The sequence below is a fragment of the Methylomonas koyamae genome (assembly GCF_019669905.1).
Classification (GTDB): Bacteria; Pseudomonadota; Gammaproteobacteria; order Methylococcales; family Methylomonadaceae; genus Methylomonas; species Methylomonas koyamae.
Genome location: NZ_AP019777.1, coordinates 848,388 through 873,203, shown reverse-complemented (window position 1 = coordinate 873,203; position 24,816 = coordinate 848,388). Strand labels below are relative to the sequence as shown.

Genomic DNA, 24,816 nt, shown 5'->3' with positions numbered 1-24,816 from the left:
CCACCATCCACCCCGGAACGGCGGGCAATTCCGGCCAATCGACTTACGACTAATCCGCCAAACTAACCGGCTGCACCTCGGCCGGCAATTGAGTACCCAGATACTTATTCAACTGGCCCTTGCTGGCCAAAATCCGGTATTGCGAGAACAACTCATCGTACTTGGCGTTGATCAGCGAGCTTTTGGCGATGTACATTTCATTGAAAGTATCGAGCAAGTCCAACAAGGTGCGTTGGCCGATGTTGAATTGCTGTTGGTAGGCGGTTATGGTTTTTTCGGCCGACTCGGCATGCTGTTTGAAAAAATCCATCTGGCTTTTCACGGTCTGATACGCCACCCACGACAAGCGCATGCTTTCCACCACCTGGCGGTGGGTGTTGTCGCGGATGTCTTTGGCTTGGTTGATCAGTTGCGCAGTCTGTTCGCGGCGGGCGATGTCCTTGCCGCCGTTGAAGATGTTGTAGCGCATGCGCAGCATAGCCGTCATGTCGGAGTTGGTGCCGCGGATGCCGTCCAGATTGTAGTTGTGGCTGACGCCGGTCTCGATATCGAACCGGGGAAAGTAAGGCGCCATCGCGGTATTGTGTTGGGCAAAGGCCGATTCGATGTCGGAGTTGGCCGATTTCAGTATCGGATGTTCGGCCAGCGCTTCGTCGATGGCTTGCTCCATCGTCGCCGGCAGCGCCGCGGTCGGCGCGGCCACCGGTTCGACTGCATCCGGCAGGATGCCGATCACCCGTTGAAAGCCGGTTTCGGCATCTTTCAGGTTACCGGTTTCCGACCAGACGTTCTTCTCGGCCAACGCCACCCGGCCCATGGATTGGTCGACATCGGCGCGTTTGCCGACGCCGCGCTCGCTGCGCAGCTTGATTTGCTCGTTGGTGCGCAAATGCAATTGCAGGTTTTCCTTGGCCAGATTCAACAACTCCTGGCGGCGCAATACTTTCAGATAGGCTTCGACACCGTCCAACGCGGTGATTTCGGATTGGCCGAATACGGTGTAGGCGCGGGAATCGGTCCGCTTTTCCTGGCGCTCGACTTCGTTCGGCGTAGCCAAGCCGTCGAACAACATTTGCCGGACTTGAATCGCGCCTTCTTCGCGGTGGTAAAACACCGAACCGTCGCCGCGGCCGCGGGTGGTCGGGTTGTTCGATTCCTCCCAGCCGATGCCGGCGGTGACATCGACGGTAGGAAAGTAACCGGCCCTAGCTTGGTCGATTTCTTCCTCGACCGCGCGCCGTTCGGATTTCGCCGCCTGGATTTTCGGATTGTCGTCCAGAACTTTTTGTATCGACTCCTGCAAACTCAGTGCCTGCCCGGTGGACACAAATCCCATCTGCATGGCTACGCCGATGCCAATTCCCATAGCAAATCTCATGACGTTCCTCTTTGGTATTGATCGATCTCTTTCAAGAATATGGCCAAGCGCAACCTATCGTCGACTTCCAGCTTGCGGAAAATCGAGGATAAATGGGCTTTCACCGTCCGTTCCGAGATATTCAACGCCAAGGCGATGCGCTTGTTGCTCTCGCCCTGACGTATCATATCCGCCACTTCCAATTCGCGGGCCGATAGCGTGGCCAGCATTTGTAGTTTTCGATCGCAATCCACCGGGGCGGCGGATACGGCATGCATGCGGCGGGCTCCGGTCAAGGCGCCAATCACTTTGGGTACCAGCGCCCGCCGGATCCAAATGTCGCCGGTCAGGATGCAGGCCACCGCGCGCACCAACAAAGCCGGCGCCTCGGCCTGCTCGCAATAGCCGGCAGCGCCGTTGATCAGGATATTGATTTGTTTTTCTTCCGGCCAATCGGCGCCGATCACTAAGAACCGGGTGCGTTTGTTGGCGAAAACCGCCAGCAGGCCGGCGTCTTCGTCCAGTTTTTTGGCGTCGAAGATCACGGCGTCGGCTTGAAAATCGCCGCGAATGCTGTGCAGCATACTGACACTGTACTCAGCGATTAGCGCGTGCGTCCATTGCGCGGTCAACTGAGGGTTATTTGAATAAATCAGTATGTTAGCCACAGTGATGTTTATGTCGTGTTGGGTTATCGTTCTCTGAAGGCCCGATCTCTGGCTTTCAATATCGGTTTCAACAGGTAGTCCAGTACGGTTTTCTTTCCGGTCAAAATATCGACTTCGGCGGTCATCCCGGCAATGATATCAAGACGTTGGCCGTTTTTTTCCAGATAATTTTTCGCGGTCCGCAGCCTGATCAAATAATAACTGTCCTCGTCCTTTTTCTCGCCGGGAATGCTATCGGCGCTAATATGCTCCAGCGTCGCATCCAGCCCGCCGTATATCGAGAAATCGTACGCACTAAGTTTTACCACAGCTCGTTGTCCGGGGTGAAGAAAAGCAATATCGGCCGGACGGATTTTGGCCTCGATCAGCAACTGGTCCTCCACCGGCACGATTTCCAGCAAATCCATGCCCGGCTGGATCACGCCGCCGACCGTGGCCACCTTGATGCGTTTGACGGTGCCCTTGACCGGCGACAGCACCCGGGTGCGGCTGACGCGGTCCGCCAACGCCACCGCCGACTCCGAGGTGCGGTCCAGTTCGGCTTTGACTTCGTTCAATTCCTTCAAGGCCTCGGTGCGGTAGCGGATCTTGATTTCCGCCAATTTATTGCGCGCCTCGTCCAACGACGAACGCAGGCGCGGAATCGCCAGATTGGCCGAATTCAAATCGCCTTTCAAATCGTTGGCGGCGCGCTGCAGCCTGAGCAACTCCACCTGCGACATGGCGCCGTCCGCCACCAGCGGCTCGGACATTTTTACCTCGTCCTGCAGCAAGCGGTAGCTACGCGCCAATTGCTCGCTCTTCGATTGCAATTCGACGATCTCCTGTTCTTTTTGCCGGACTTGTTCGGCCAGGATATCGCTATTCGATTTGATTTCGTTCTGCCGCGACAAGAGCAACTGCTTGGCGTTTTCGGCGATTTGCGGCGCGTTAGCCGCCACCTCCGCCGGTATTTGCAGCGGCGTGCCGTTGATTTCGGCATTCAAGCGGGCGGTGGCTGCCAGCAATTCGTAGTATTTCAGTTTGGTTTCCTTGAACGACGAGGCGAATCTGACTTCGTCCAATTGCAACAGCACCTGGTCTTTTTCCACCAACTGCCCTTCCTGCACCAGAATGTCGGAAACGATGCCGCCCTCCAGATTCTGCACCACCTGAACCTGGCTGGACGGAATGGTCTTGCCCTGGCCGCGGGTGACTTCGTCGACGCTGGCGAACCCGGCCCAAACCAGGGCGACGACGACAAAGGCAAAGCTGGACCACAAGATCAAATGGCCTTGCAGCGGCACTTCGTACAAATTGGCGGCGTTGACGTCGTTCAGAAAAGCCTGGTCTTCGGTCCGATACCGTTGCGCGGCGCGCCATTCGGCGAATTTTTTAAACATCGTCACGCCGCAACCTTGATCTGGCCTTGGCGCAAGGCTTCCAGCACATGCTGTTTCGGGCCGTCGGCGACGATATGGCCGCCGTCCATGACGATCAAACGCTCGACCAGACTCAGCAACGACATGCGGTGCGTCACCAGAATCAAGGTCTGACCGTCCAGTTCGGCGGCGAACCGCTGCTTAAAACCTTCTTCGCTGCTGTTATCCATCGCGTTGGTCGGCTCGTCCAACACCAAAATCGGCGGCGCCAGCAACAAGGCCCGCGCTAGGGCGATGCTCTGGCGTTGGCCGCCGGATAAATTGGCGCCGCCCTCGCCGACCTGCAGTTCGAATCCGTCCGGATGCCTATTCACAAACTGGTCGACGCCGGCGATCCGCGCCGCCCGCAACACTTGGCTGTCGTCGGCGAAGCCGGAGCCGAGCGTGATATTGTCCTTGACGCTGCCGTACATCAGCGAAATGTCTTGCGGCACGTAGCCTATCTGGCGGCGCAAGTCGGCGGGATCGATTTGGCGGATATCTGCGCCGTCGATCAAAATCGAGCCCTGTTGGGCCTGGTACAAGCCCAGGATCAAACGCTCCAACGTGCTTTTGCCTGAACCGATCCGGCCGATCACGCCTACCCGTTCGCCGGCTTTGATTTTGAACGAGATCCCCTCCAGCGCTTTGACCGGTTGCTGCGGATAATGGAAGGCGACCTGTTTGAATTCGATATCGCCGTTGAAGCGCGGCCGGTGCAAGTAGTCCCGCCCCGGTTCGCGCTCGACCGGCAAAGCCATCATCCGGTTCAAGGAATCCAACGCGGCGCGGGCGTGGTGGTAGCGGGTCAACAACGCCGCCACTTGGCCGACCGGCGCCAGCGCCCGCGAGGTCAGCATGGTGCAGGCCACCAAACCGCCTGTGGTCAAGTCGCCGTCGGCAATGCGGTAAACGCCGGCGACGACGACAAACACCGAGGCCAATTGCTGGAAAAACGCCGTCAAATTGACGGTCAAGCCGGAATAAAACCGCGACTTCAAACCAAGCCGGGCCATCTCGCCGATGCCTTTTTCCCAACGCGCCTGCAGTTGGCCTTCGGCGCCGGCGGCCTTCAGCGTTTCCAGGTTGGACAGGGCTTCGACCAGGGTGGCATTTTTCTCGGCGCCGGCTTTGAACAAGGCCTGGATCGTAGCCCTGAGCGGGGCCTGCAACACGATGCCGACCAATACCGCCAACGGCAATATGACCAGCGGAATCCAGGCTAAATGGCCGCCGATACTGGAAATAATCAAGATGAACAGGATCAGAAACGGCAGGTCGATCAGCGTGGCCAAGCTGGCGGAGGTCAGAAATTCGCGGAACGATTCGAATTCGCTCAGGTTGTTGGCAAAACCGCCGACCGAAACCGGTTTGGCCTCCATCCGGATATTCATCAGTTTTTCGAAAATCGTCGCCGACAGCACGATATCGGCGCGCTTGCCGGCGGCGTCGATGAAATAGCTACGCAACAGTTTCATCGCCAATTCGAAGCCGAATACGATCACGATGCCTAGCGCAAACACCCAAAGGGTTTCCAAGGCGCGGTTCGGTACCACCCGGTCGTAAACGTTCATGAAGAACAGCGGCGCGGCCAACGCAAAAATGTTGATCAACAGCGACGCCGCCAGCACTTCGGCATAAATCGGCCAGGATTTGGCGATGACGTCCCAAAACCAATGCTTGGCTTTGGGCAGCCCCGCATCGCCGCTGCGAGCATCGAAATGGTGGCTGACTTGCACGAAGAACGCCAAACCGCTGTATAGCGCATTCAACTCGGCGGCTGCGACGGTTTTTTCGCCGCTTTCGGTTTCCGGGACGATGACGGTGCAGCCCTCGCCGTCCCGGCCGACCAACACGCAGGTGGTGCCGTCTTTCAGTAACAGCACGACCGGCAACACCAGCGTGGAGATTCGTTCCAACGGCCGGCGCAACAAGCTGGCACGCAAACCGGCGCGCTCGGCGGCACGCGGAAACAAATCGGGGGTTAGTTTATGGTCGAGCAACGGCAGGCCGGCCACCAGTGCCGTCGCAGTTTGCGTAATATGCAGGATTTTGCAGACCGATAACAAAGCCAGCAATAGCGGATCGTCAAACTTGGGATTGGCGGGTCCTAGGCTCAGCAGGCTGTCGGGCATCGGTTTTTGGGGTTGCTAGTGATTATTTTTATTGTGGAACCGGTCCGGTTTCTGCCCAAGATTATAAATTGATTAAGATCACAATCCTACCAACAGTTGTACCCAAGTCCAATTTACACAATAAACCGCTACGCAGCGGCCGATTCGTCGCCGATCAACTCCCTCAGCAAGGCTGTCGCGTAACTGCCGGCCGGCAACGAAAAACCTAATCGCAGGCCTGCGTGTTCCCACTCCCAACCCAGTTCGCCCGGTATCGCCCTTAGCGCACGGCGGTCGGCGGCATCGGCATGGACTCGCAAGCCCTCGACCAATAACGGATTCGCGTTTAATACCGCTTGCTCGATCTGTCCGGCGTCGGCCTCGGCAAACAGGCCGGCTTTACCATACAGCACGCCGGTCGGATGAATCTCGCCGGCTGCCACCCGCGCTGCCAGGCCGGCATCGGCCGCTGCGCCGGCAAACAGGCTGTTGCTCGCCGCCAGTTTGAAAATATCGCCGGCCAAAGCTTGATCCCAATTGCCTTGGCTGACGCGCCCGGCCAAGATCAGATTGAACAAATAGGAGCGGGCGGCAGACAGGTAAATCGATGCCTGTTCGCGCTTGAGTTTAGCGCCGCCGAACAGTGCCAAGGCTTTGTCGATATTTCGGCCTTGGTGGCCGAAGCGTTGCGGGCCGAAGTAATTGGGAAAGCCTCGAGTTTGGATTTGCCGGAGTTGGCTTTCGGCTTGCGCGCGGTCGCCTTGCCAGTTGCGAAGCAGAATTTCGAAACGGTTGCCGGCCAGCACGCCGCGCTTGAGTTTGCGCGGATGGCGCACCGCTTGCAGGATTTTTAGCGATTCCGATTCGAGAACCGACCAATCGGGAGCGTCTTTGCCGGGCAGCCAAACGCTGAACCATTGCCGAGTGCGGCCGTGGCGGTCTTTCAGGCCGGCGTAGCCGATGTCGCGCTGCCTGACGCCGGCGTGGCGGGCCAGCAAGCGGGCGACGTATTCGGTGTTTTCGCCGATTTTTTCGACGAACAAAAACACGTGCTCGCCACTGCCTTCCGGCTCGAAGCCGAGGATTTCCTCTACGACGAAGTCGTCGGGGAGGGTTTTGAAGTCGGCGGTGGCGGATGGGCCGCCGTAGGCGTGGGGCCAGCCAGTTAAATCAAAACCAACAAATTCCGGATTTGGCGTCAAACGACTCAGAAAAAACGTTCCTTGTAATCAAAAAGAGGTTGGACCGAATAACCAATAATTTGGTCGGCAACGGAATGATTGTTATCGGAGGGCGCCAACAAGACGCGCAGTGACGCCGCGTCGATAATGCCAAAGTTGTCCAAATCATGGCAACCAGAGCCACCGCAATAATTTTGGAAAACGATATACGGCCTTTGATCTTTTCCTTTTAGACAAGCGGCAAAAAAGTACTCAGCCGCTTTTGGATCATCGACCGTATTATCAAAAACCAAACGAATTGATTCTTTCCCAGAGCTAGCAGAGAGGACTATTTTAGATAAAGCTAGCTTGGTATCCGGAAATCGTTCTGCTTTTACTTCGACAGAGGTTCCGCCACATAAAGCTTTGGCAAATTTTTCCTCTGCCAACGCTGAAAATGACAGACAGATTGCAGTCAATCCAACAAAAACTAATTTCAAATCATGGAGATAAATTCGGTTACACATCAAATTCGGCCAAGTTTATTTCTCGATCAACACCACCGCCTGCACCGCGATACCTTCCTTGCGGCCTTCGAAGCCGAGTTTCTCGGTGGTGGTGGCTTTGACGTTGATGCAGTCGATGTCGGTTTCCAGGTCGGCGGCGATGTTGGCGCGCATCTCCGGCACGTGCGGCAGCATTTTCGGTGCCTGGGCGATGATGGTGACGTCGGCGTTGACCAGCTTATAGCCTTTTTCTTTGACGATATTGTAGACGTGGCGCAGCAGCACCCGGCTGTCGGCACCCTTGAAGTTGGGATCGGTATCCGGGAAATGTTTGCCGATGTCGCCCAATGCCGCTGCACCCAGAATGGCGTCGGCCAACGCGTGTAACACCACGTCGCCGTCGGAGTGGGCTTCCAGGCCTTTTTCGTAGGGGATGGTGACGCCGCCCAGAATGATGTGGTCGCCGTCGTTGAAGCGGTGGACGTCGTAGCCCATGCCGACTCGAATCATGCTTGTTGCTCCATATAGAATTGCGCCAGCGCCAGATCTTCGGGCCGGGTAATTTTGATGTTGTCGGGACGGCCTTCGACGATCTTCGGTTTGAAGCCGAGAATTTCCAGCGCGCTGGCTTCGTCGGTGACGGCCGGATTGCCTTCGGTTTGCTGCAGCGCGTCGCGCAGCATGCCGTATTTGAACATTTGCGGAGTCAGCGCGCGCCAGACGTGTTTGCGGTCTATCGTGGCGGTAATCGTATCGCCGTCGACGTGTTTCAAGGTGTCGTGCGAACTCAAGGCCAGGATGCCGCCAACCGCGTCATCTTTTAAGGTGTCGATCTGGAGATGTATGTCGCCGGCGGTCAAACAGGGACGGGCGGCGTCGTGCACCAGCACCCAGTCGTCTTCGCCGGCCAAGCCTTGCAGGGATTTTAATGCCGACAGTACCGAATCGGCGCGCTCCTTGCCGCCGGGCGCGGTGATCACATCGGGATGCTTGGAAATGTCCAGTTCCGGCCAGTAAGGGTCTTCGACCGAAATCGCTACCGCAACTTTTTGAAAAGCGCCGGAAGCCAGCAAGCGGCTCAAGGTGTGTTCGATGACGGTCTTGCCGGCCAGCGGCAGATATTGTTTGGGGCGGTCGGCCTGCATGCGTTTGCCGACGCCGGCTGCGGGCACCACGGCCCAACATTTGGGAATTTGGTTCATGCTTTACTCAAGCACTTGAAAGAAAGTTTCGTTTTCCTTGATCATGCCCAGCTCATAGCGGGCGCGCTCTTCGATGGTTTCCAGACCCTTGCGCAAATCCTTGACCTCGGCGTACAAGGCGTCGTTGCGTTCCTTTTTTTCCTGGGCTTCCTTGGTCAATTCTTCCAGCCGCGCGCGGTACTCGCGAATCTGCGACAAGCTGGCATCGCCGAACCACAACCGATACTGGAAGTGTAGCGTCAACGCGATGATGACTAGGATCAGGGTTTTGATGGCGGTATCTCGAAAATGTAGGTTGGGTTAGCCCTAAGCGCTAGCGAAGGGTGTAACCCAACTTAAAAGCCGACGTGTCGGGTTACGCTCTATCGAGCTAACCCAACCTACGCTATTTTATTTCAACATTTTGAACGCGCTGCGGCCGGCATAGCGGGCTTTGGCACCCAACTCGTCTTCGATTTTCATCAGACGGTTGTATTTGGCAACGCGGTCGGAACGGCTCAAGGAACCGGTTTTGATCTGGCCGGTGCCGGTGGCGACGACCAGGTCGGCAATGGTGGTGTCTTCGGTTTCGCCGGAACGGTGTGAAACCACGGCGCTGTAACCGGCGGCAGACGCCATGCTGATCGCTTCCAGGGTTTCGGTCAGCGTGCCGATTTGGTTGACCTTGATCAGGATCGAGTTAGCGATGCCTTTTTCAATGCCTTCTTTCAGGATCGCTGGATTGGTCACGAACAAATCGTCGCCGACCAATTGGATACGGTTGCCCAATTTTTCGGTTTGATATTTCCAGCCGTCCCAATCGTTTTCGTCCAGGCCGTCTTCGATGGAGATGATAGGATATTTATCGACCCAAGCCGCCAGGAAGTCGACCATTTCTGTGGAAGTAAAGCTACGGTTTTCGGCGGACAGGAAGTATTTGTCGTTTTCGAAATACTCGGAAGCGGCCGCATCCATACCCAGGTAGATGTCTTGACCGGCTTTGTAACCGGCTTTTTCGATGGCTTCCAGGATGACTTCGATAGCTTCTTCGTTGGAACGCAAGTTAGGCGCGAAACCGCCCTCGTCGCCGACGGTAGTGGCCAGGCCTTTGCCTTTCAAGACTTTCGCCAGGTTGTGGAATACTTCGGCGCCGTAACGGATGGCTTCGCGGAAGGTTGGCGCACCAACCGGCAGAATCATGAATTCTTGCAAGTCGACGCTGTTGTCGGCGTGCGAACCGCCGTTGATGATGTTCATCATCGGTACCGGCAGGATAAATTCGCCGGATTTGTTCATGAATTGATACAGCGGTTTGCCAGCTTCTTGTGCGGCAGCGCGAGCAGCGGCCATCGATACGCCCAGGATCGCGTTGGCGCCCAGGTTGCTTTTCGCGTTGGTGCCGTCCAGGGCTATCATTTTTTGGTCCAATGCCGCTTGGTCGTCGGCTTGCATACCAACGACTGCGTCTTTCAATGCAGTGTTGACGTTGTTGACGGCTTTCAATACGCCTTTGCCCAGGTAACGGTTTTTGTCGCCGTCGCGCAATTCGATAGCTTCACGCTCGCCGGTCGAGGCGCCGGACGGCACCATCGCACTGCCGACCACACCGGAATCCAAATACACTTCGGCTTCGACGCTAGGGTTGCCGCGCGAGTCCAGAACTTCTCTAGCTTTTACATCAACGATTCTCATGATCTTCAGTTGCTCCGTAATAGGGATATGGTTAATGGTGGTTTTTAATTGTCAGGGAAGAGCTCGCTCAAGGCTATACTCAAATCCGGGAATAAATGCGGGGTTGCTATATCGTCGCCGGCAAAACTGCACTGCAACTGGTATTGGCCCTGATCGTTCAACACGAATTGCTGGATGACGGTTTCGTACGGGAATACTAGCCAGTATTCGGTTACGCCGCTTTCGGCGTACAATGCGTGTTTGATCTGGGCATCTTGTTTGGAACTGCCCTTGGAAACGATTTCGATAATCCAGTCCGGCGCGCCGTTGCAACCCTGTTCGTCGAGTTTGTCCGGGTCGCAGATGACGCAGATGTCGGGCTGGACGACGGTAAAGATGTCTTGACTGGCGAGGATGGATTTGCGGCGGTCGTAGAGGCGAACGTCGAATGGGGCAGCAAACACTTGGCAAGATTTATGGCAGAAATAGTTAAACAGTTGCCCGCTCAAACTCATCGACAGTCGTTGATGCTTGACGTTCGGCGCCGGTGCCATCAACGAAATTTTGCCCTTGATCAACTCGATAGTTTCGTCCAATTGCCAGGTCAAATAATCCGCATAGCTATAGCTGGCCGATAAATCGAGCTGCGATAACTGGGTGATTTTGGCCATGGCAATAGAAACTAAAGGGTGGTTTCGATGAACGGACCGGACTTGACCGCGCGGTCTATCGTCATTAAGGTTTCCAGCAATTCTTTCATACGGTGCAACGGCCAGGAGTTGGGGCCGTCGCTCAAGGCTTCTTCCGGCTTCGGATGGGTTTCCATGAACAAGCCGGCAACACCAGCCGCCACCGCCGCCCGCGCCAACACCGGCACATGCTCGCGCTGACCTCCCGAGCAACTACCCTGCCCGCCCGGCAGTTGCACCGAGTGAGTGGCGTCGAAAACCACCGGGCATTGGGTGTCGCGCATCACCGCCAGCGAACGCATGTCGGAAACCAGATTGTTATAACCGAACGACACGCCGCGCTCGCAGACCATGATTTTGTCGTTGCCGGTGGCCTTGGCCTTGGCGACGACGTTACCCATATCCCACGGCGCCATGAATTGGCCTTTCTTAATATTGACCGGCTTGCCTTGAGCGGCGACGCTCTGAATGAAATTGGTTTGTCGGCACAGGAAAGCCGGAGTTTGCATCACGTCGACCACAGAGGCGACCTCGGCCAGCGGCGTGTCTTCGTGGACGTCGGTCAGTACCGGCACATTCAATTGTTGTTTGACCTTTTCCAGAATCTGCAAGCCGGTTTCCAGCCCCAGACCGCGAAAACTGCTCATCGACGAACGATTGGCTTTGTCGAACGAAGATTTATAGATGAAGGGAATGCCCAGCTCGCTAGCGATTTCCTTCAATTTGCCGGCAGTATCCAGCGTCATTTGTTCGCTTTCGATCACGCAAGTGCCGGCGATCAGAAATAACGGTTTGTCGAGTCCGGCTTCGAAATTGCAAAGTTGCATGCTTGACCTTGGTTACTTGGATTCGGGTGAATGCTTTTTGTGTTTGGCGGCCGCTTCGACGAAGCCGGAAAACAGCGGATGGCCGTTGCGCGGCGTCGAAGTAAATTCCGGATGGAACTGGCAGGCCAGAAACCAGGGATGGTCGGCCAATTCGACGATCTCGACCAGGCGGCCGTCCAGCGATTTGCCGGAAAAACGCATGCCGGCGGCTTCCAGTTGTTTCAAATATTGATTGTTGAACTCGTAGCGGTGGCGGTGGCGCTCGGTAATCACATCTTTTTGATACACCGCGAACGCCAGCGAATCGGACTTCAAGCGGCATTTTTGCGCGCCCAGGCGCATGGTGCCGCCGATGTCGGAATCTTCGTCGCGGGTCACCAGTTCGCCGGCTTCGTCCATCCATTCGGTGATCAAGCCGATCACCGGATGCGGGCTTTTCGGCAGGAATTCGGTACTGTGTGCGCCTTCCAAACCTACCACGTTGCGGGCAAACTCAATCACTGCGGACTGCATACCCAGACAAATGCCCAAGTACGGAATCTTGTGCTCGCGGGCAAAACGCACGGTGGAAATTTTGCCTTCCACGCCGCGCTCGCCGAAACCGCCCGGCACCAGAATCGCGTCGACGTCTTTCAGTTGCGCGGTGCCTTCCTGCTCGATGGTTTCGGAATCGATGTATTTAATCTCGACCTTGTGCCGGGTATGGATGCCGGCATGCAGCAAGGCTTCGTTCAGCGATTTATAGGCATCGGTGTGATCGACGTATTTGCCGACGATGGCGATTTGCACTTCGTCGGTCGGATGGGTCAAGCCGTCGACGACTTTTTCCCAGGCAGTCAAGTCGGCGGGCGGCACATCGAGACGCAACTGGTGCACCACCAGGTCGTCCAGGCCTTGTTCGCGTAACAATAATGGGATGCGATAAATCGTATCGGCATCGATCGCCGAAATAACGGCTTTTTCGCTGACGTTGGTAAACAGCGCAATTTTGCGGCGTTCGCTGGCCGGAATCGGTTGCTCGGAACGGCAAATCAGAATGTCCGGCTGGATACCGATGGTACGCAGCTCCTTGACCGAATGCTGGGTGGGCTTGGTTTTCAGTTCGCCGGCCGATTTGATGTAAGGCACCAGCGTCAAGTGGATGAACACGGCGCGGTCACGGCCCAGTTCCACACCCATCTGGCGGATGGTTTCCAGGAAGGGTAGCGACTCGATGTCGCCGACCGTGCCGCCGACTTCGATGATGCCGATGTCCATGCCTTCGGCACTGGCGAACACCCGGCGTTTGATTTCGTCGGTGATGTGTGGAATGACTTGCACCGTGGCACCCAGATACTCGCCCTTGCGCTCGTTGCGCAACACCTGCTCGTACACCTGGCCGGTAGTGAAATTGTTTTTCTTGGCCATCGTGGCCTTCAAAAACCGCTCGTAATGGCCAAGGTCCAAATCGGTTTCCGCGCCATCCTCGGTGACGAAGACTTCACCGTGCTGGAATGGGCTCATCGTGCCGGGATCGACGTTGATGTAAGGATCGAGTTTGGTGATGGTGACTTTAAGGCCGCGATCTTCAAGAATCGCCGCCAACGACGAAGCGGCAATACCTTTCCCCAAGGAAGACACCACGCCGCCGGTGATAAAGATGAATTTTGTCATTAAGGATTTGCGCCCTGTTTAGCGAATAGCAGGATCAAAACAAACGCCGATTTTAGCAGCTTTGGCGGTAGCTTGCCGCTAAATTAGACGGAGCAACCGACCCAGAGGCAGCATCGCGGCAACGCCGGCTTTATTGAAACGGCCGGCGAATACCGTCATTCCAGCTTCACGCCCGGCCGCAAATTCGGCCACGAACTGAAGGCGAACACCCAAATCATGATGATGTTCACCACCGGCACCATTAACACCAATGCCCAACGGCCGTCGAATCCGGCTTTTTGCAAAATACGGTAAGCCAGCCAGAGGCAAAACAGGATGTAGGCCGGCAGAATAATAAAAAATAATTCCATGGTTAACGCTCCTGTCTCAAGTTAGGCCAGCCTTGAAAAGCCAACTGCAGGAACACCAACAGCAAGCCGAACACCGGCAGGAACACCAATGCCGCCCACGCCGGATGTAAGCCGGCTTTTTTATAAACTACGATGGTCGGTATCGCGACCATCATGCCGACAATCGCGCTCTGCAAAATATCCGGAAACATAACCCCTCCTCATTTGTGGTGAGTATCGCCAAGCCCGGCCTCGGCCTGCCAAACCACCCGATAACAAGCCGCCTCGGCCGCCCAAGCCCATTCGGCAACCCATAAACCTGCGATCGCCGCTAAGCGTCCGTCGAGATAGACCAACGGCCGTTGCTCGCGTTCCCACGGCGGAATACCGGCTTCCTGGTACAGCTTCTTCAGGCAATGATGCCCTTCCCGCCCCGGCAACTTGAGTTTTTCGCCGCCAGCGCGGGCCTTAACCGACACCTCGGCCCTATCCCAATAATCTTTGCCGATTCCGGAGAGCGCCTCAATCCTGCGCAAGCAATAGCCGTTCGCCAAGTCTAACCGCGCATCCGGTTTCGGCCATAATAAATCGCCTGTGAATTTACTCAACGCCGCCGCCGGAATGCAAAACAACTTTTGCCGATAGCCAAGGATGCGGCATCCCTGAATGTGGATTTGCGGCGGCGAAGCTTTACCCGGACCAGCCGACACCTGTGCCGCCAACGCCTTGATAATGGCCGCACTAGGCGGCTTCAAGCCGAAACCGACCAACCACCTTCGCAGTAAGACGCTACGCTGCTCCTCGGTTAGTTCGCTTAAGCCTGCTAGGCAAATGCCGGCTTGTTCGGCATCGGCTAACTCTTCCAGAACTCGATCCGCCCAATCGTCTAACAGGCGCGAGGCTTCGCCGCAATGCGCGGCCGAACGCGCCACCGTCTTATCCAATCCCGGCCAGCGTTGCTTCAACAACGGCACAATTTGATTGCGCAGAAAGTTACGGTCGAAATCGTTACTTTGGTTGCTGGGATCTTCTACCCACCGCAAGTTGTTCGCCAGCGCGTAATCGAGGATATCTTTTCTGGAAATATCCAAAAAAGGCCGCAACATAAGGCCGCAACCAAACGCCGCGCTGGCGGGCATGCCGGCCAAACCGGCCAAACCGGCACCTCTGAACAACTGCAGCAACAACGTCTCCATTTGGTCGTCGCGGTGCTGCGCCAGTAACAGTACATCGTCCACCTGCAACAATTGGCGCAGAGCCCGGTACCTGGCTTCGCGCGCGGCTGCTTCCGGACCTTCGCCGCTTCGCGCCGCCGCATCGACTTCGACGATTCGGAACGCCACCCCCAATTCCAAGCATTGGCGGCGGCAATGTTCGCCCCAATCGGCGGCGGCGGCTTGCAAGCCATGATTAACGTAGACGGCAACCAACCTGCCGCGCAAATCGCCGATGGCTGTGGCTAGATGTAATAGCGCATGCGAGTCCAAGCCGCCGCTATAGGCCAAGTAAACCGTTCGGCACCCCGGCGGCAATAGTTTCGTGATCAGACGCGGATCGAGACTGGACATTTTCCGGCTCATAAAAAAGGCCGAACGCAGCCGGCCTTTTGCTTAACGGACGAATCGGGCCGAATTATTTGACGGGCTCTTCGATGTAAGAACCGAAACGCATGATCCGCTGGTAGCGTTTTTCCAACATTTGATCCATGTTGGCAGCCGCCTCTTGATTCAATTCCGCCAAATGCCGCAACAGCGCCTCCTGCAAATTCTCGGCGATTTTTTGAAAATTACGGTGGCCGCCGCCGACCGGTTCGCGTACCACCTCGTCCAAAAAGCCTTGCTCGCGCACCCGGTCGGACGTGATCCCCATCGCTTCGGCCGCCAACTGGGCTTTATCCGCGCTTTTCCACAAGATCGACGCGCAACCTTCCGGGGAAATTACCGCATAGGTGCTGTATTCCAACATCAACAGACGATCGCCGACACCGATGGCCAACGCACCGCCGGAACCGCCCTCGCCGATCACCACGCAGATCACCGGCGTTCTGAGCTTGGACATCTCGAACAGATTGCGGGCGATGGCCTCGCTCTGGCCTCGCTCTTCGGCGCCGATACCGGGATAGGCGCCCGGAGTATCGATCAGACAAATAATCGGCAGTTTAAAACGCTCGGCCAACTTCATGACCCGCAAGGCCTTGCGGTAGCCCTCCGGACGCGGCATACCGAAGTTGCGGTAAATCTTTTCCCTGGTGTCGCGACCTTTTTGGTGACCGATCACCACCACCGGCTGGCCTTCCAGCCGCGCCAAGCCGCAGACGATGGCCGGATCGTCGGCGTAAGCCCGGTCGCCGTGCAACTCGTGGAAATCGGTAAACATCAGATTGACATAGTCCAGCGTATAGGGACGGCCCGGATGGCGCGACAATTGCGAAATCTGCCAGTCGGTCAGATTGCTGAAAATACTCTCGGTCAGCATTTCGCATTTTTGCTCGAGCTGCTTCAGCGTCTCGGAAATGTCGAAATTGTTGTCCAGCTCCACCTTGCGCAGCTCTTCAATTTTGGCTTGCAATTCGGCGATGGGCTGTTCGAAATCTAAGAATTTTAAATCCATGTCAATCCGGCCAGAGAATCAATAAAATGGCCGGCGATTTTAAAGAAAAATGCCGCCATTGCCTATCAGTTTTACCTGACCATGAACAAAGACGCCTTCGACATCAACCCGCACGCGCCGCTGGCAGCCCGGATGCGACCCACCAATCTGGACCAATACATAGGCCAACAGCATTTGCTGGCCAAGGGCAAGTCGTTGCGCGCAGCGATAGATCAGGGCGCGCCGCACTCCCTGGTGTTTTGGGGGCCACCCGGCGTCGGCAAGACCACGCTGGCGAAAATTATCGCCGCCAGCGCACATTGTCATTTCATCGAATTGTCGGCGGTGATGGCCGGCGTCAAGGAAATTCGCGCCGCCGTCGCCGAGGCCGAGGACGTCAAGCTGAGCCGCAATCTCAACACCGTGGTATTCATCGACGAGATTCACCGCTTCTCGAAAAGCCAGCAGGATTCCCTGCTGGCGCCGATCGAAAGCGGCGCGATCATTTTATTCGGCGCCACCACCGAGAATCCGTCGTTCGAACTGAACAACGCTTTGCTGTCGCGGCTGCGCGTCTACGTAATGCGCAGTATCGACGCCGACGACTTGCTGAATCTGCTCCATAACGCGTTGACCGATCCGCTTCGCGGCTTGGGCAGCCGTAATCTGATCATCGACGACGAGGTGTTGCTGATGATTGCCAAGGCCGCCGACGGCGACGCCCGCCGCTGTTTGAACATTTTGCAGATTGCCGCCGATCTGGCGGAAAACGTCGACGGCAAGGACGTGGTCAATCGCGAGGTGCTGGACGAAGTGTTGCAAGGCCACGCCGCGCGCTTCGACAAGGGCGGCGACATTTTCTACGACCAGATTTCCGCGCTGCACAAATCGGTGCGCGGCACCGACCCGGACGCGGCACTGTATTGGTTCTGCCGGATGATAGACGGCGGTTGCGACCCGTTGTACATCGCCCGCCGCGTGGTACGGATGGCGTCGGAAGACATCGGTAACGCCGACCCGCGCGGCCTGGAACTGGCGTTGAACGCCGCCCACGCCTACGAACGCCTGGGCAGCCCTGAAGGCGAATTATCGTTGGCGCAAGCCATCGTTTATCTGGCCTGCGCGCCGAAAAGCAATGCGGTTTACGTGGCCTACAAAGCGGCAATGACCGATGCTCGAACCAGCGGTTCGCTGGAAGTACCGATGCATTTGCGCAATGCCCCGACTAAATTGATGAAGGAGCTGGGACACGGTGCAGAATACCGTTACGCTCACGACGAGAAAAACGCCTATGCCGCCGGCGAAAACTATTTTCCGGAGCCTTTAATTGGAAAACGCTATTATTTTCCGGTCGAACGCGGGCTGGAAATAAAAATAAAAGAGAAACTGCAGTTTTTGCGAAAACAATAAAAATCGGTCGCGGATTTCGTTATTTAGTTAAGGCGTTTGAAGATGGCATTTACTGTAATAGCGCGCATAAAAAAACTCCCGTACCGGAGGGCCAATACGGGAGCGAAAGCAAGCAAATATCGAAAATATCTACCTGCGAATCTCCGCCAAATGGAGAAACCTTTAGAACCTTTCGAGCTTAGCGCGATTGTCCGCCAACATAGTGCTGGATAGCGCCGCTATACCGAACAGCATCGTTGAAATTATGAATTGCCCGAAAATAAAACTCAGTATGCCGGAAAACGAAACCAAGCCAACAAACACGTCTTTTTTAAAATCATTCATTGCGACCACCCTACGGTAAATTAAATCAAAAGCGCATCCAACCCACTGCGTTTTAAAAATCCATTCCCGCCACCTCAAGCAACGGCGCGCAGTAAGTAAAATCCAAAACGCCATTTATTGCCAGACCGGATTTACCGTTATTTAATACATGTCGCATATTTCGGATATAAAACCACAGGCTTACCGACAAAAACCGCAATTTTCCGGATTCCACGCTCTCGCATAAAACCTCTGTTCTTATTGGCGTTTGCCTATGCGATATACATCGCAGCGCGCAATATCTGGTTCAAGCGCTAGTTTTACCTGTCGCGAACCAAGCACATCTTGTTATCGAACGCTCGCTGCAAAGATCGACCGAAAAACCGGAGTGGCGGACGCCGTTTGCAACCGTAACTTCATTCAAAAAACAATTTGGAAGCAAACTCGACGAATCGCGTCTGTATGCCGGAACCGGCAAAGGTGGGACGATTTTGAGGTTGGCCAAGGCCCGTTGGCCGCGGCACTAAAACTGACCGTATAAGGTAGGGCTATTAGTGGGGAACGCGGATCGGACTAAAGGAAAGAAAATTGAAGAGATCTCCCGCCTGCGCCGTCTGATACTTTCGTCCTTGAACCGGAGGTTCAAGTGGAAACCGATTCCCGCCAATCAGGCTTCCTGATCGAACAGGCATGCACACCATGACGGGTAAAAAGCTTCCGGGGCAAATGCAGGTTCAGGAAACACCCAGTACTGCTCGAACGCTGCAGGAGATTGGACCTGTAGTTTACCGGATTTACGGGTTTTCCAAAACGTTTTCTATTTTGACGCGCAAATCTGCCAAGCGGCTGGCGATATCGCCGGCGCCGGCAGACTTGTGAGCTTCCGCGGCCCAATCGTGGGCCAGATTCAACGCCGCCAACACGGCGATCCGATCGGCACCGCTGACTTTACCGGTATCGCGTATTTTGCGCATTTGCTTGTCCAGCTCGCGGGCGGAACTGATCAAAGTCTCTCTTTCGTCCGGCGCGCAGGCGATCTTGTATTCCTTGTCCAGAATATTCAACGAGACGGGGTGAACGGCTTTGCTCATGAGTCGTGTTCCATCGCTTTCAGGCGGGCGATCATGGCTTCGACTCGGGCTTTGGCCAGCGTGGTTTTTTCCAGCAATTTGGCTTTCTCCTTAACCAAGGCATCCTGTTTGACTTTCAACGACTTGTTCTCATTTTTGACTTGATTGAACTGAGCGATCAGCAAATCCAGTTTTTTTTCCAGCGCTTCGAGTTCGGTTGACGGATCTTTTTCTGGTTGAGACATAGTCAGAAGTATGGGCTGATATGACGTTATAATCCTCACGTTCGGCTAGGAATGTTAGCATAAGCCATGTATTTGAACAGCTCCTTGATAGGAAACCCGTATCCGATGACCTACCGCGCGATCAGCGAAATTCTGGAACAACACGACGCGGACTTCGGCGCCGCCGAGGCGCACGGGGTCGCTACCGGTATGCTCTGCGTCGAAATCAAGGCCGACGTCGAGAACTGGCTGCGGGAATTGTTTGCCGACGGCCAGCACCTGGCCGACGACGACAAAAATCTGCTGTGCGGCATCTTCGAACAAACCCGGACTTTATTGGAAAACCAGAACGACGAATTCGCATTCGACTTATTGCTGCCGGACGAGGACGAAGCATTGGCCGAGCAAGTGGAGGCCTTGCGTTGTTGGTGCCAGGGCTTTCTGTTCGGCGTCGGCTACGCTCAGACCGACGCCGACTGGCCCGGCGACACGGCCGAGGTGATGCGAGACATGATCGAACTGACCAAAATCGACAGCGAACTGGGCGAAGGGGACGACGAGAACGCACTGATCGAAATCCGCGAATATGTACGCGCCGCCGTATTCACCGTGCGCGACCAGTTTGCCGAACAAAATCCGCTACAACCCCATTAAGCCGCCAGCCGATGAAACAAAGCGAATTCAAAAAACGCCGCGCCAGCCTGATGAAGCAAATCGGCAAAGGCAATATCGCCATTATTGCCAGCGCCCCGCACCGTACCCGCAACCGCGACGTACATTACCCGTTTCGCCAAGACAGCGACTTTTACTATCTGACCGGCTTCAACGAAGCCGAATCGATGGCCGTATTCATTCCCGGCCGCGAACAAGGCGAATACATCCTGTTTTGCCGCGAATTCGACGAAAAAAAAGCCCTATGGGAAGGCGCGCATGCGGGCCTGGAAGGCGCCACCAAACATTACGAAGCCGACGATTCGTTTCCGATCGACGATCTGGACGACATCCTGCCCGGCATGCTGGAAAACAAGAGCAAGGTGTTCTATCCGATGGGCAAGGACAGCGATCTCGACCACAAGCTGATGGAGTGGATCAACAACATCCGTAAGCAATCGCGTTCCGGCATTACGGCACCGGGCGAATTGGTATCGTTGGAGCACATCCTGCACGAGATGCGGCTGTTCAAAAGCGCCGAGGAATTGAAACTGATGCGCCGCGCCGCCGAAGTCTCGGCCAAAGCCCACGTCCGTGCCATGAAAGCCTGCAGACCGGGCTTATACGAATACCAAGTCGAAGCCGAACTGGTACACGAGTTCGTACAAGACGGCCTGCGCGCGGTGGCCTACCCGTCCATCGTCGCCGGCGGCAAAAACGCCTGCGTGCTGCATTACACCGAAAACAAAGACAAACTGAACAAAGGCGACCTGTTGCTGATCGACGCCGGCGTCGAATGCGACCATTACGCCGCCGACATCACCCGCACCTTCCCGGTATCCGGCAAATTCAGCGAGCCGCAACGTTTGTTGTACCAATTGGTGCTAGATGCCCAAGCTGCCGCTTTGGCCGAGATCAAACCCGGTAACCCGTGGAACAAGGCCCACGACGCCTCGGTGGAAACCTTGACCAGGGGCTTGGTGGAGCTGGGCCTGTTGAAAGGCCGGGTGAAAAAACTGATCAAGGACGAGAAATATAAACAGTTCTACATGCACCGCATCGGCCACTGGCTGGGCATGGACGTACACGACGTCGGCGATTACAAAATCAAGGACGAATGGCGCTTGCTGGAACCGGGCATGGTGTTGACAGTGGAGCCTGGCCTTTACGTGCCGGCCGATTGCGACAGCGTCGATAAGCAATGGCGCGGCATCGGCATCCGGATCGAGGACGACGTACTGGTCACCAAAGACGGCCACGAGATTCTGACCGGCGGCGTACCAAAGTCGATAGACGCCATCGAAGCGTTAATGACGGGCTAAACGATGCAACACGACTTCGACCTGATCATCGTCGGCGCCGGTCTGGCCGGCAACTGTCTGGCTTTGGCTCTGAAGCGCAGCGGATTGAAGATCGCCTTGGTCGAAGCCGCCAGCCGCGAACAAATGCGCAATTCCCCGGCCGGCGACCGCGCGCTCGCGCTCGCGGCCGGCACCGTGGAATTGCTGAACTCACTGGGCGCCTGGCGCGGCGTGGCCGACAAAGCCACTCCGATCAAACACATTCACGTTTCCGACCGCGGCCATTTCGGCAAAACCCGGCTATCGGCCGAAACCGAGGGCGTCGCCGCCCTGGGCTATGTGATCGTCGCCCGCGACATCGAACAGCATATGGCCGACTTGGCCGAGAAAACCGACGCCGTCTGCCTGTACCAAACCCGAGTCGCGGGATTGATGTCGGGCCGCGACGCCGTCAATGCCAGTCTGAAACAGCACGACGGCAGTTCGTTGAACGTCAGCGCGCAATTGCTGGTCGGCGCCGACGGCGGCAATTCCACGGTACGCAAACTGTTGGAAATTCCGCAGCAAGTTACCGAATACGGCCAGACCGCGCTGGTCACCACGGTGCATTCGGCACTACCGCACCGCAACACCGCCTTCGAACGCTTTACCGAATTCGGCCCGCTGGCCTTGTTGCCGGTCGCTGGCAAGCAATCGGCCGTGGTCTGGACCCGCAGCCACGAACAAGCCGAAACCCTACTCAACGCCAACGACCGCGAATTTCTCGCCGAATTGCAGGATTGCTTCGGTTACCGCTTGGGCGAGCTGAAACTGGCGGCGCCGCGCCGGGCGTTTCCGCTCAGCCTGATCCGCGCCGAAAGCATGGTTTCGGGCCGTACCGTCATCATCGGCAACGCCGTGCACCAACTGCATCCGGTGGCCGGGCAAGGTTTTAACCTGGGCATCCGCGACGTGGCGTTACTGGCGGAAATGCTGATCGAGCAACGCCAGCATGACGGCGATATCGGCGATGCCCGCATGCTGAAAAACTACAGCCGGCAGCGCGAGCAAGACCACGGCAGGACCATCGGTTTTACCGACAACTTGGTCAAAATCTTCTCCAACGGCAACCTGCCGCTGGCCGCGGTTCGCAACGCCGGGCTCACCTTGCTGGACCACCTGCCTTTCGCCAAGCAAATGCTGGCGCGCCACGCGATGGGTTTAGCCAACCGGCTGCCGAAAATCGGCGACCGCGAGTAAGCGCCCACCAACCACCGGCATCAGCCGGTGACGCTCAACCAGATAGAAACCACCGAGCATACTCCGGTCAACAGCGCGGCGACGATCCGCGCGCGCGGCCGTGGGCAGGCGGATGTCCACACCAGCAGCGTCCAATAGGCCGCAGCCGGCAATAGGAAACTCAACAAAATCATCGCCAGCGCCCGTTCCGCAGCGCAGGCCTCATTGCAGATTCCGGACCAATAGCGCCACAAACCAACGCCCAAACCGACCGCCAAACCGGCGCCGGCCAAGCGCAACAGAAAGCGCAAATTCACGGCACCTCCCAAAACAGAATCTTTTGCGATTTGCTCAGATCGGAAAAACCCGGTCCGGACGCCACACCCAAACCGAAGCGCAGAACTGTCACCACCGCCCCTTGAAACCCGGACGCCGTCAACCGGCTACCGTTCCACAGATCGATATGGTCGCCGGAAGGCGTTTTTTCGCCCGGCCGCAACCAGTAATTCTGAAAATAGACGATACCGGTCTTACCCTTCAACTTGGCCTGCCAATCCTGACCGGTGACATCGGTGACCCGACTTTGCAACACCTTGACCGAAGCGGTTTTCAACCATTCCGCCATTTCCTGCGCTCGAATCGCCAACCGGTTGCCGCCGACGCTGACCGTGGCTCCGCCGAACCCGTCCAGCTTGGCACCGGCCGCGTAGAGTGCCGCGCTGACCTTGATCGCGCATTGGTTTTCGTAACCGGCGGGCACATTGCCTTCGCCGTCGCGATAAGGCGCCTCGCCCGGATAGCCTGCCCACAACCGGGCAAAACTGACCGGTTTGCGTACCATGCCGACCGCTCCCGAAAAGGCGCCGACCGGTCCCGGCCGCGGCGATGCCGCCCGGCAACTGGTGCCTTGGTCTACGGTTTCGTTTCCTCTGCTGTTACAGATCGGTCCTGGGCGTTGTCCCGGCATGGCGGCTTTCTCCAAACGACTAAAAGTATTTCCTGGGCTTAGGCGGCGAATCGGTCACCGGCCTGCGCCCGGATTACAGCACGTCTGCTCCGCCGCGTCATCCGCTAAACGCAGCCGGCATTTGGCGGCCACTGCCACGCCTGCCGAGCAAACCCCACAATTACCGGTATAATGCTGCATCCGTGGTAATCCTTTAGCTGTATATGAGTAACGTTATTCTGGTCGCCTGCGCCTTGCTGCTGGTATTGTTGAACGGCTTTTTCGTGGCCGTGGAATTCAGTCTGGTAAAGTTGCGGCAGACCCGAATCAAAGCCATCGAACAAAACGAAGGTTGGCGCGGCCGGATTCTGGCCAAGGTTCACAAACAACTCGACGCCTATTTATCGGCCTGTCAGCTCGGCATCACCTTGGCCTCTCTGGGCCTGGGCTGGATCGGCGAACCAGCCTTCGCCGACTTATTGATACCTTTGTTCGACCAGTTGCAAATCACCTCGCCCGAACTAATCCACAACATTTCGTTCGCCTTCGCCTTCTGCACCATCTCGTTTTTGCATATCGTGGTCGGCGAGCAGGCGCCTAAATCGCTGGCGATTCGCAACCCGGAAGGCATCGGCCTGTGGAGCGCGGGGCCGCTGTATGCGCTGTACTGGTTGATGTATCCGGCTATCTGGCTACTGAACGGCAGCGCCACCCTGGTATTACGCCTGTCCGGGCTATGCGAGGGCCACCACCACGACAGCCATTATTCTACCGACGAACTGAAACTGATCTTGCGCTCCACCCGCTCGGCCGAGAATTTCACTGGCGAAGAATGTAAGGTGTTAGCGAAAACTCTGGATTTCGGCAAACTGGAAGTCTCCGATCTGATGCGGCCGATTCACGAAATTACTGCGCTGCAGCGCGGCCAGTCGCCGCAGGACATGTTGGAAACGGTCTCCAACAGTTGCTACAGCCGCTTTCCGTACTTCGACAGCAACGGCATGGACGCACTGGGCATCATCCATCTGAAGGATTTGTTTCTGGCCCAGCAGAAAGGCGATCCGTTAACCGACCTGGAAGCCTACTTGCGGCCGATTCAACACATCTCCGCCCACATGCCGGCGCTGGAATTATTCCGCCGCTTTACCCAAGGGTCGCCGCATTTCGCCGTGATTGGCCAGAGAGGCCAAAAACCTCTGGGCTTTATTACGCTGGATAACCTGTTATCAGCCATGGTCGGTGAAATCCGCGACGAATTCCGCCAATCGGAAAGCGATTGGACCCGGCAAGATGACGGCAGCCTGTTAGGTAAAGGCAGCCTGCCGATCTTTTCGTTGGAGCGCATTCTCGGCGTCGACATCGAAAACGAAGAATTGGACTTGGACGACGTCGATTCAGTCGGCGGCATGATTCTGGCGCAATTGCGCGACATCCCCGACGTCGGCGAACGCATCGCTTTCAACGATTTCGAAATCGTCGTTAAGGAAATGCAAGGCCCGCGCATCGAGTGGGTGGAAGTGTATCCGAAACCGTAATCCCCTACTGCCGG

Annotated in this window: 26 protein-coding genes and 1 other RNA gene; 5 read left to right on the top strand and 22 right to left on the bottom strand. The window is 56.4% G+C overall.

Annotated elements, in window-relative coordinates; genetic code table 11:
• Positions 1–49 precede the first annotated feature (49 nt).
• From MKFW12EY_RS04245 to accA, 17 genes are all read right to left on the bottom strand, one after another.
• Entirely contained in the window at positions 50–1,366 is a 1,317-nt protein-coding gene (locus MKFW12EY_RS04245) for a TolC family outer membrane protein (RefSeq protein WP_245006432.1), read from the bottom strand.
• An 8-nt stretch (positions 1,367–1,374) separates the two neighbouring features.
• Positions 1,375–1,941 carry a response regulator transcription factor gene (locus MKFW12EY_RS04240; RefSeq protein ID WP_082409850.1) on the bottom strand — a complete coding sequence of 189 codons (567 nt, stop codon included), beginning with the start codon at positions 1,939–1,941 and terminating at the stop codon, positions 1,375–1,377.
• A gap of 107 nt (positions 1,942–2,048) precedes the next feature.
• The gene (locus tag MKFW12EY_RS04235) at positions 2,049–3,407 is read right to left on the bottom strand and encodes an HlyD family type I secretion periplasmic adaptor subunit (protein ID WP_054762165.1); all 1,359 of its coding nucleotides are present in this window, start codon (positions 3,405–3,407) and stop codon (positions 2,049–2,051) included.
• Between the two features lie 2 nt (positions 3,408–3,409).
• Positions 3,410–5,560: a type I secretion system permease/ATPase gene (locus tag MKFW12EY_RS04230; RefSeq protein WP_221054060.1), complete on the bottom strand. Its 2,151-nt coding sequence runs from the start codon at positions 5,558–5,560 to the stop codon at positions 3,410–3,412.
• A 128-nt stretch (positions 5,561–5,688) separates the two neighbouring features.
• Complete coding sequence (gene truD, locus MKFW12EY_RS04225; protein WP_221054059.1) at positions 5,689–6,741, bottom strand: tRNA pseudouridine(13) synthase TruD; 1,053 nt, start codon at positions 6,739–6,741, stop codon at positions 5,689–5,691.
• Between the two features lie 5 nt (positions 6,742–6,746).
• Entirely contained in the window at positions 6,747–7,226 is a 480-nt protein-coding gene (locus MKFW12EY_RS04220) for a hypothetical protein (protein WP_221054058.1), read from the bottom strand.
• A gap of 15 nt (positions 7,227–7,241) precedes the next feature.
• Positions 7,242–7,715, bottom strand: coding sequence for a 2-C-methyl-D-erythritol 2,4-cyclodiphosphate synthase (gene ispF / locus MKFW12EY_RS04215; protein WP_054762161.1), 474 nt, complete (start codon positions 7,713–7,715; stop codon positions 7,242–7,244).
• The gene (gene ispD, locus MKFW12EY_RS04210; RefSeq protein WP_054762159.1) at positions 7,712–8,407 is read right to left on the bottom strand and encodes a 2-C-methyl-D-erythritol 4-phosphate cytidylyltransferase; all 696 of its coding nucleotides are present in this window, start codon (positions 8,405–8,407) and stop codon (positions 7,712–7,714) included. Before ispD ends, ispF begins: the two co-directional genes overlap by 4 nt.
• A 3-nt stretch (positions 8,408–8,410) precedes the next feature.
• Positions 8,411–8,680 (bottom strand): cell division protein FtsB, encoded by a 270-nt coding sequence (gene ftsB / locus MKFW12EY_RS04205; protein ID WP_054762158.1) that lies wholly within the window; start codon positions 8,678–8,680, stop codon positions 8,411–8,413.
• A gap of 117 nt (positions 8,681–8,797) precedes the next feature.
• Entirely contained in the window at positions 8,798–10,081 is a 1,284-nt protein-coding gene (gene eno / locus MKFW12EY_RS04200; protein ID WP_096876690.1) for a phosphopyruvate hydratase, read from the bottom strand.
• Positions 10,082–10,122: 41 nt separating this feature from the next.
• Positions 10,123–10,728 carry a Uma2 family endonuclease gene (locus MKFW12EY_RS04195; RefSeq protein ID WP_221054057.1) on the bottom strand — a complete coding sequence of 202 codons (606 nt, stop codon included), beginning with the start codon at positions 10,726–10,728 and terminating at the stop codon, positions 10,123–10,125.
• A gap of 11 nt (positions 10,729–10,739) precedes the next feature.
• Entirely contained in the window at positions 10,740–11,573 is an 834-nt protein-coding gene (gene kdsA, locus MKFW12EY_RS04190; RefSeq protein WP_054762154.1) for a 3-deoxy-8-phosphooctulonate synthase, read from the bottom strand.
• 12 nt (positions 11,574–11,585) lie between these two features.
• Positions 11,586–13,226, bottom strand: a complete 1,641-nt coding sequence (locus MKFW12EY_RS04185; protein ID WP_096875728.1) for a CTP synthase — start codon at positions 13,224–13,226, stop codon at positions 11,586–11,588.
• 155 nt (positions 13,227–13,381) lie between these two features.
• Positions 13,382–13,576, bottom strand: a complete 195-nt coding sequence (locus MKFW12EY_RS04180) for a hypothetical protein (protein ID WP_054762152.1) — start codon at positions 13,574–13,576, stop codon at positions 13,382–13,384.
• Between the two features lie 2 nt (positions 13,577–13,578).
• Entirely contained in the window at positions 13,579–13,767 is a 189-nt protein-coding gene (locus MKFW12EY_RS04175) for a hypothetical protein (RefSeq protein ID WP_054762151.1), read from the bottom strand.
• Positions 13,768–13,776: 9 nt separating this feature from the next.
• Complete coding sequence (tilS, locus tag MKFW12EY_RS04170; RefSeq protein ID WP_221054056.1) at positions 13,777–15,123, bottom strand: tRNA lysidine(34) synthetase TilS; 1,347 nt, start codon at positions 15,121–15,123, stop codon at positions 13,777–13,779.
• A 64-nt stretch (positions 15,124–15,187) separates the two neighbouring features.
• Positions 15,188–16,165 carry an acetyl-CoA carboxylase carboxyl transferase subunit alpha gene (gene accA / locus MKFW12EY_RS04165; RefSeq protein ID WP_064020661.1) on the bottom strand — a complete coding sequence of 326 codons (978 nt, stop codon included), beginning with the start codon at positions 16,163–16,165 and terminating at the stop codon, positions 15,188–15,190.
• Between the two features lie 81 nt (positions 16,166–16,246).
• Here accA and MKFW12EY_RS04160 point away from each other — a divergent pair, with 81 nt between their 5' ends.
• Positions 16,247–17,554 carry a replication-associated recombination protein A gene (locus MKFW12EY_RS04160; RefSeq protein WP_221054055.1) on the top strand — a complete coding sequence of 436 codons (1,308 nt, stop codon included), beginning with the start codon at positions 16,247–16,249 and terminating at the stop codon, positions 17,552–17,554.
• An 897-nt stretch (positions 17,555–18,451) separates the two neighbouring features.
• On the opposite strand, the gene ssrS is transcribed toward MKFW12EY_RS04160, so the two are convergent.
• From ssrS to MKFW12EY_RS04145, 3 genes are all read right to left on the bottom strand, one after another.
• Positions 18,452–18,631: non-coding RNA, 6S RNA (gene ssrS / locus MKFW12EY_RS04155), on the bottom strand.
• A 20-nt stretch (positions 18,632–18,651) separates the two neighbouring features.
• Positions 18,652–18,948 carry a cell division protein ZapA gene (locus MKFW12EY_RS04150; protein ID WP_054762147.1) on the bottom strand — a complete coding sequence of 99 codons (297 nt, stop codon included), beginning with the start codon at positions 18,946–18,948 and terminating at the stop codon, positions 18,652–18,654.
• A complete protein-coding gene (locus MKFW12EY_RS04145; RefSeq protein WP_054762145.1) occupies positions 18,945–19,172 on the bottom strand; it encodes a TIGR02449 family protein in 228 nt (75 codons plus the stop codon). The genes MKFW12EY_RS04150 and MKFW12EY_RS04145 overlap by 4 nt, the downstream gene beginning before the upstream one ends.
• Positions 19,173–19,277: 105 nt before the next feature.
• Between MKFW12EY_RS04145 and MKFW12EY_RS04140 the strand changes: the two genes are divergently transcribed.
• Genes MKFW12EY_RS04140 through ubiH form a run of 3 tightly spaced genes read left to right on the top strand, consistent with a single transcriptional unit; the run spans position 19,278 to position 22,342 of the window.
• Positions 19,278–19,805: a UPF0149 family protein gene (locus MKFW12EY_RS04140; RefSeq protein ID WP_054762175.1), complete on the top strand. Its 528-nt coding sequence runs from the start codon at positions 19,278–19,280 to the stop codon at positions 19,803–19,805.
• Positions 19,806–19,816: 11 nt separating this feature from the next.
• Complete coding sequence (gene pepP, locus MKFW12EY_RS04135; protein WP_064020658.1) at positions 19,817–21,124, top strand: Xaa-Pro aminopeptidase; 1,308 nt, start codon at positions 19,817–19,819, stop codon at positions 21,122–21,124.
• A gap of 3 nt (positions 21,125–21,127) precedes the next feature.
• Positions 21,128–22,342, top strand: coding sequence for a 2-octaprenyl-6-methoxyphenyl hydroxylase (ubiH, locus tag MKFW12EY_RS04130; protein WP_064020657.1), 1,215 nt, complete (start codon positions 21,128–21,130; stop codon positions 22,340–22,342).
• Positions 22,343–22,362: 20 nt separating this feature from the next.
• Here the strand turns inward: ubiH and MKFW12EY_RS04125 are convergent, their stop codons facing one another.
• Together MKFW12EY_RS04125 and MKFW12EY_RS04120 are read right to left on the bottom strand one after the other, a co-directional pair.
• Positions 22,363–22,638 carry a hypothetical protein gene (locus MKFW12EY_RS04125; RefSeq protein ID WP_054763311.1) on the bottom strand — a complete coding sequence of 92 codons (276 nt, stop codon included), beginning with the start codon at positions 22,636–22,638 and terminating at the stop codon, positions 22,363–22,365.
• Positions 22,635–23,288, bottom strand: a complete 654-nt coding sequence (locus tag MKFW12EY_RS04120; RefSeq protein WP_082409947.1) for a T6SS effector amidase Tae4 family protein — start codon at positions 23,286–23,288, stop codon at positions 22,635–22,637. The genes MKFW12EY_RS04125 and MKFW12EY_RS04120 overlap by 4 nt, the downstream gene beginning before the upstream one ends.
• Before the next feature lie 203 nt (positions 23,289–23,491).
• Here MKFW12EY_RS04120 and MKFW12EY_RS04115 point away from each other — a divergent pair, with 203 nt between their 5' ends.
• Complete coding sequence (locus MKFW12EY_RS04115) at positions 23,492–24,802, top strand: hemolysin family protein (RefSeq protein WP_064020654.1); 1,311 nt, start codon at positions 23,492–23,494, stop codon at positions 24,800–24,802.
• Positions 24,803–24,816 lie beyond the last annotated feature (14 nt).